Source organism: Mycobacterium sp. URHB0044, from assembly GCF_000620625.1.
Lineage (GTDB): Bacteria > Actinomycetota > Actinomycetes > Mycobacteriales > Mycobacteriaceae > Mycobacterium.
Map to the genome: position 1 here is coordinate 193462 of NZ_JIAW01000017.1, position 6714 is coordinate 200175.

Genomic DNA, 6714 nt, shown 5'->3' on the forward strand with positions numbered 1-6714 from the left:
TAAGTGTGGGACTAGATCACGAGACTACGTCGTTGGGAAAGTACGTCCAGTCCCCTTGGGATCCTTTGAATGTATATGCACCGGCATTCGCGTGCTGCAGGGGGTGCTCGGCCCGTTCGCTATACGGTCCGATATAGAATTCGCCCATCGGCAAGCCGGTTCCTGCTCCGATTAGCCCGGGAGGCGATTCCTGAAATGTCTCCCGCCAATAGCGTTCCGAATAGAAGAGGGCGCAGTAACTGACGCTCACCACTTCATCGATGAATATGTATCCGCCCGCTACCAGCCGGGGCCACAAATAGCGGACGCAGCATTCGAGGCTAGCTTCGTAGTCCACGTCGAGGTAGGCCAGTACCACGGGTTCTTCCTGCTTTGGCAGAGTGTCGTCGAACCATCCCTCGATGAATTCGCAATGGTCGATTGCGCCAGCTTTGCTGATGTTGCGCTTTACTTCATCGAGTGTTCCGCAGTAGTCGCCGGCCGTATAATATTGGCCTTCGCGGTCGCCTGCCTCGGGCGCCGGCAGGCCTTGAAAAGAGTCGTATATCTGGAGTTGACGTCCGACGATGCGACACACCAGAGACAAATTGGCGGCCGATGCGCCTTTCCAGGTTCCGCACTCGACCACAACGCCAGGTATTTGAGGATCGAGCTCGAAGAGCTTGAGCGCCATCGCAAGATGCGACTTGTAGGAACTGCCGCTCTGAATCGTGACCGTGTTCCAGAACATTCTTAGTCCCAACAGAACCTTCTTCGGCCAGGTCATGCGATAGGCCGGGTTGATTCGAGCGGACTGGAGAAGGAAGAGAATAGCGATGGGGACCGTCAGTATGTAGTACCCGCGGGTGAAGGATCGCAATACTAAATTGCTTGACCCACCACCGGTCGAATAAGCTGCTCGATCATTCCGATATACGCGCGCAATTGCGCTTAAGAAATGCGGCACGACGCCTTCCTGTTCTGCACTTTGCGACTGTCGACGTAGTGGGTGGGCAGTGGTAGCTCGGTCGAGCGCCGAGCCGCCCCCCGTTCCCGGCTTGATGCTCCCGCGGTCGTAGCTAGCGTCGAGTGTCTGCCGAGCTGCGCGCACCCCCCGCCGCGACCACAATCGGACAGTACAACGTGAAATGGTTCAGGAACGACGATTCGGCGTAGCTGACGTAACTTCGCCTTCTGTTTGCTGGGTGAACCTCTGAGACTTCGGTGTTGCCTACCTTTGACGTGGTGACCACCCGATGGGGTTTCCGGTAGGCGTCGGCCGCTTACCCGGATACAAGTGGCGCAGCGAGCTGAGCCACGATCGCCTCGTGCTGTTCGGTTGACTTGGTGCTCTCGGCCCTTATCCAGTCTTTGATCGCAGCAGCTCGTTGATTTCGCGCGTCTTCATCCCAAGATTGCTCGCGCAGATATTCGAGCACGAAGGTGTCGTAATCGGCGTCACGCGCGCAAACGGCACCACCCACTGCAGGAATGACCTCCGAGATCTGGCCGCGATCGGTGGCTAATACCGGGCACCCGGCCGCGAGCGCCTCGTAAATCACTACGGGAGCGCCTTCCTGTCTGAAGGCGGTGGGAAAGACGAACAGGTCGATGTCTCGGTAGAACGCAAGCTTGGCTTCGCCGGCGAGCGGCCCTACGTGACGCACCAGGGAACCATGCGCTGCGAGCAGCTCATCGATCCGCTCGGTCACCGCGGGCTCGAGGATCGGCCCGGCGAGCGTGAGCGTCGTGTCCATACCGGCGGCGCGCAGGGCATCGAACGCGTCGGCGACCGCGAAAAATCCCTTGTCGGCGCACAGATTGCTCAAATGCCCGAGCCGGATCGGTCCTTGGGGCCGAGGGGAGGGAAGGCGTGCCGCTTCATCAGCGACGAGGTAGGCGTTGGTGGCTACCCGAAACGGGACTTGACCGTATCGGCGCCGGAATCCCGTCGCCTGGCCAGCGGTCTCGAACACGTGGATGGCGCGATCGCGCGCGATCGTGGCGACTGCGGCAATCGCGCGATTTTCGTCCTCGATGTAGCGGCAAGAATGGTGGTGGACCATCACGGCCCCGTATCGTCGCGCCGCCCCAGCCATGTGGGCGCACGTATACCAAGCACCCAGTCCAGCATCGGGGACGATGTAAAGCGCGGCATCGCGGGAGGCTGCCCGGCGGGCACGCCGCAGCGCAACCATGTTTCGCACCACCCGGCGCGCGTGGTATCCGAAGCTCCGGTTGTGGTTCAGCGTCCTACCGGCGACATCTATCCGCGTCAGGTCGACTCCGGCAGCGACCAGCGAATCGCATACCTGCGCGTTCAACAGCGCGGCGCCGCCGACGGGCGGGGGAAAGTGGCCGATCATCGTCACGCGCGCGTGGCTCATCGGCGTTCTTCGTTCAGATCATGCGTGCGGATTCGGGCAACGAAGCCCTCGATGCCTTCCGGCATCCGCTCGCTGCCCGACCGAAAGCACCTGTGATGTTCGCCATCGGGTCGACTTAGGGCTGGCATCCAGCTGTTCAACCACATTTCCGACATAGCTATAGCATCTCACCGGGATCGATCGTTGGGGGCGCGATCCGATCTTGGTGTGACCACGTCGCAAATAAGTTCTCGCTCTCCATCGCTCACGGGAAGGGCTATTGGCGAACTAACGCGGCTGCCCAGCCGAACTGCTGAGTGATTCCCTCACGGAGACTCACGGTCGGTCGCCATCCCAAGAGTGAGCGGATTGCCGTGGTGTCGCCGCCCGTCCTGCCAACATCGCCCGCCACCGCCTCCACATGCGTGACCGAGAGCGGTGAGCCGACTAGCTCTTCGAAGATCTGCAAGGTCTCGTTTACCGAAGTGTGTGAACCACCCGCAACGTTCAGGACGGTGCCGGGAGGAACTTCGCGCGTCGCGGCGAGCAAGTTCGCCTCGACCACGTCATCGACGTAAGTGAAGTCGCGGGTCTGAGCTCCCGAACCATAGACCGTGATCTCATTGCCGCGTGCCGCTGCCATGGCGAAGCGTGTGAACGCCATATCGGGCCGCTGACGTGGCCCGTAGACCGTGAAGTAGCGCAGCGATACAGTCGGAACGTCGAATGCTGTGGCATACAAACTGCACAGGTGCTCGGCAGCGAGCTTCGTCACGCCGTAGGGGCTGATGGGCTGCGGGCGGTCCGTCTCGCTCGTCGGGTAGCGCTCGGCATCGCCGTAGACCGATGACGATGACGCGAATACCAAGCGAAGCAGCCTGCGATTGCCCCGGCACGCCTCGAGCAGTCGCTGGGTGGCCTCGATATTGCAGTACGTGTAAGTCGAGAAGTCGCTCCCCCAAGAGGCGCGGACCCCGGGCTGGCCGGCGAGGTGGAAGACGACGTCAATACCGTCCAGCAGGCTGGCGAGGTCTATGACGTTGAGATCCCCCTCGATGAACTTCACTCCGGCGTGACTCGCCGCTTCGGCGTTGGCCCGCTTGAGCCCGATGTCGTAGTAATCCGTGAACGAGTCCACGCCGATGACGTCGTAGCCTTCGTCGCACAGACGCTTGGTCAGATGGGACCCGACGAATCCTGCGGCACCGGTTACCAAGGCATGCATTCGAGGCTCCTCCCTAGTTTGCTGAATCCCGACTGCGGGCTCAGCTCTACATGGCCGCGATCGGTGCGAGGGACGGCGATGCAACGTGTGATTCGTACCATGCCGCGTTGCGATTGTTCTGGCTATGGGCAAACGAATCTTTGGCTCAGGCACCTCGCGTCCGGACCTTTGCCGGTAGCGTCAGGGCGGGCCCCCTCAATGGGTACTGCGCCATCCGGTGGCAGGCAAGTCATAGCACGTCGACGAAGGTACGCGATGAGAGTCTGCTTTTTCATTCCGAGCCTCGATGGTGGCGGCGCGCAGCGCCAATGCATAGCCATGGTCAACGCGTTGCAGCACATGTCTGACGTCGAGATCCACCTGATCCTTCTTGGGCCGGGGGTGCACGACGACAGCCTCGACCTATCACGACTCCAGCTGCATCGCACGGAGGTCCGCAACTTCGCCAGCCCGTTTGCGCTCGCCTTCGTGGTGCGCACTCTGCGTCGGGTGCGCCCCGACCTCCTGATCTCGTGGCTGCATCCCGCCGACCTCTTGTCGTATGCAGCGACCCGTGTCGTCCGTGGGTTGCCGTGGGTGATGACGGAGCGGTGTTCCGATTACACCGATAGGCCCGCCTATAACGTCAGGAAACGTGTCGGTCGTCGCGCGCCCGCCGCGATCATCGCGAACTCTGAGGCGGGTAAGAAGTACTGGGAGTCTCTAGACCCACGCCCACCGGTGCAGATGATCCCGAACATGGTGATCGTCGACGACGTCGGCTCCCAGGTCAGCGTCGACAGGTCGGATTTGGCCGATTGCCTCTTCGTGGGCCGCCTCGACCCTGAAAAGAATGTCGGCGCGATGACATCCGCGTTCGCGCGTCTCGCCGCCGGACGTCCCGAGGCCCGGCTCGTCGTTGCCGGAATCGGCGCCCACGCCGCCGACGTGGTGCGGATTGCGGAAAGGGAGGGTGTTGCGAGTCGGGTCGAGCTGCTGGGCTTCCGCAAGGACGTGCCGAGGCTGATGGCGCGTGCACGCGTGATGCTGTCGTTCAGTTTGCACGAGGGCATGCCGAACGTCGTGATGGAGGCCGTCGGTGCGGGTCTTCCGGCCGTCGTATCCGACATTCCCGAGCACCGCGCGCTGCTGGGCGACGACTATCCGTACTACGTCCGCCTCGACTCAACTCCAGAGGAGGCTGCGGGCGTCGTCGCTCAAGCCTGGGACCATGGCCTCACCGCCGATGAGCAGGTCTACGCACACGCTAGGGAGATTTTGGCGACCATGACGCCGGAGAAAATCGCGCGGGCGTACATCGATGCGTTCGCAGCGATTATCGCGGGCGCGGACCCGCGGAATGCTCTACCCCTGGCCCGTGGCGAGCTACGTCGCCTCTGATTTCTTGGCGCTTCGCGAAATCTCTTGGTGCACAGGCGCACCCGCAATGACTCAGGGCGTCACGCGACGATAGACGTACTCATCGCACCCCGCGCCAAACAGCCCATGCGACAGCGGGAGGGTAAAGCTCTTCAGGTGCTCGAATCCGAGCGGACGCATCAGGGCATCGATCTCGTCAGCCGAGGTCGACTCGTAGGGATAGCCGCCCATCCAGTCGTGCACATCGTGGTAGTAATCCATGCCGCGCGCGCTCTTGTAGTTCGCGACGTGATCACGGAACCTCCGGCGTAAGGCCAGACGCATCAGTCCGATGTAGATGGAACGCGCCGCCTGCTGGGCACGGGGAGTCGCTGTGGAGTACCAACGTTTCTCGCGTGTCCAGAACCAACACAGGCGAGTCTTGCGATAGAGCGCGAAGGCAAACGTTCCCCCCGGCGCGACCAGTTGGGCCGCCATGCGGACCGCATCGTGCATCGCGCCGGTGTGATGCAGCACGCCCCAGGAGTAGACGATGTCGAATGGACCGATGCTGTCCGGATCGAGGTCGAATACGTTGAGCTCCTTTGCCTCTGCGTTGGCCCCTTTGCCGTGCCGGCGCAGCACCGCGCGCGTGGTCTCTACCGAAACCGGGTCGATGTCGAGGGCGAGGACGCGTGATGCACCAAGTCGGGCCGCCGCCGCCGCGTGCAGTCCTGAACCGCAGCCGATGTCGAGAAAGGTGCGTCCGCGTACGCAGTCGGCGCCCAGCAGCCGCACGAGCCCGCGGTCGGCCTCGGCCAACCGCTCCTCGTCGATCAGTTCGGCATATTTCGCCCAGTTCTCGCCGAAGGCGAAGTGGCTTCCGAGGTCGCGAAGCGACGAAGACGATGGTTGCGACTCGCCGGTCATGAAACCCCCCAAACCGCCATGGCGTTCACCAGGCAGTTGCAATCGTAGCCCGGTGGAAGCGCCGAACACATAGCTAGGAGAATGTTCCCGACAGCGTCCTGTGAGGATTTCGTCGATTCTTTCAGTCGTGTCGCGTCTACGCAGCGGGGAAAACAGCAAAGTTGGTGGCCACGCTTGGCAGAGATGTGAAGCCAACGCTGGCAAGCCGAAATTGTGACTCGAGTTGGTTCCCGCTGAGGCGGTCATCGGATAACAATTCGGTGGTATGCGTGGGAGCCTGAGCTGGCCTGTGTCAAAGACGCTGCAAGGTTCGCGCTCCGGTCGGCAGGGCATCAGATTTTCACGGTGCGCGGGTGGTGGTCGCTGGCGCGAGCGTCGAGTGGCGGCATGACTGCCGATCGGGCCGCGCTTTGTTGCCTCGTCCTAGCTCATCTGTATGGCGAACGAAATGGGCGGCCAGATCAGGCGCCGAGACGTACAGATCTGCGGTAACGTCGCCCCAGGGCGATTTGCGGAGCGGTGTTCCAGGGGGCTGCGATGGACCGTCGGCCTGGCCAAAGGGGGTGAGTGCTAGTTGAGGTCGCACTTGCTGCAGGCGGGGTCCTTCCAGGGGGCGCGCGCGCTCGGGCCGGTTGCGAGGGTCGATGGTCGTGGCTCCGATTGGGTGGCTGGGGCTGGGTCTAGGGAAGTGGCGGGGGTCGACTCTGCGCCGCCTGGGTTCGGCTGGCTTGGTAGAGGTCTTGAGGTTTTGGCGCTTGGCGTGTTCGTGGTGCTCTTCTTCGTCGTGCCGGACGGGGCGACACCGTGGGTGCTTGGTGCCAATCTCGTCACGTTCTATGTGCTGTTGATTCGTGCGATCGCGGTCCCGGATCGAAT

Annotated in this window: 6 protein-coding genes; 2 read left to right on the forward strand and 4 right to left on the reverse strand. The window is 62.3% G+C overall.

What is annotated here, in order from left to right:
- Positions 1 to 16: 16 nt before the first annotated feature.
- From N536_RS0127125 to N536_RS0127135, 3 genes are all read right to left on the reverse strand, one after another.
- Positions 17 to 766, reverse strand: coding sequence for a TylF/MycF/NovP-related O-methyltransferase (locus tag N536_RS0127125; protein WP_155948743.1), 750 nt, complete (start codon positions 764 to 766; stop codon positions 17 to 19).
- Between the two features lie 496 nt (positions 767 to 1262).
- Positions 1263 to 2366, reverse strand: coding sequence for a glycosyltransferase family 4 protein (locus tag N536_RS40925; protein ID WP_051574793.1), 1104 nt, complete (start codon positions 2364 to 2366; stop codon positions 1263 to 1265).
- Between the two features lie 256 nt (positions 2367 to 2622).
- Positions 2623 to 3570 carry an NAD-dependent epimerase/dehydratase family protein gene (locus tag N536_RS0127135; protein WP_029116486.1) on the reverse strand — a complete coding sequence of 316 codons (948 nt, stop codon included), beginning with the start codon at positions 3568 to 3570 and terminating at the stop codon, positions 2623 to 2625.
- Positions 3571 to 3825: 255 nt separating this feature from the next.
- Here N536_RS0127135 and N536_RS0127140 point away from each other — a divergent pair, with 255 nt between their 5' ends.
- Positions 3826 to 4950, forward strand: coding sequence for a glycosyltransferase (locus N536_RS0127140; RefSeq protein WP_029116487.1), 1125 nt, complete (start codon positions 3826 to 3828; stop codon positions 4948 to 4950).
- Positions 4951 to 5001: 51 nt separating this feature from the next.
- On the opposite strand, the gene N536_RS39610 is transcribed toward N536_RS0127140, so the two are convergent.
- Entirely contained in the window at positions 5002 to 5838 is an 837-nt protein-coding gene (locus tag N536_RS39610) for a bifunctional 2-polyprenyl-6-hydroxyphenol methylase/3-demethylubiquinol 3-O-methyltransferase UbiG (protein WP_051574794.1), read from the reverse strand.
- A gap of 688 nt (positions 5839 to 6526) precedes the next feature.
- Here N536_RS39610 and N536_RS43130 point away from each other — a divergent pair.
- Positions 6527 to 6714, forward strand: a 188-nt coding sequence (locus N536_RS43130) for a hypothetical protein (protein ID WP_231514646.1), incomplete at its 3' end; no start/stop codon positions are given.

Excerpts from the sequence above, each read along its gene's own strand:
- N536_RS0127125 (WP_155948743.1), bottom strand. The coding sequence starts at position 766 with ATGACCTGGCCGAAGAAGGTTCTGTTGGGACTAAGAATGTTCTGGAAC.
- N536_RS0127135 (WP_029116486.1), bottom strand. The coding sequence starts at position 3,570 with ATGCATGCCTTGGTAACCGGTGCCGCAGGATTCGTCGGGTCCCATCTG.
- N536_RS40925 (WP_051574793.1), bottom strand. The coding sequence starts at position 2,366 with ATGAGCCACGCGCGCGTGACGATGATCGGCCACTTTCCCCCGCCCGTC.
- N536_RS39610 (WP_051574794.1), bottom strand. The coding sequence starts at position 5,838 with ATGACCGGCGAGTCGCAACCATCGTCTTCGTCGCTTCGCGACCTCGGA.
- N536_RS0127140 (WP_029116487.1), top strand. The coding sequence starts at position 3,826 with ATGAGAGTCTGCTTTTTCATTCCGAGCCTCGATGGTGGCGGCGCGCAG.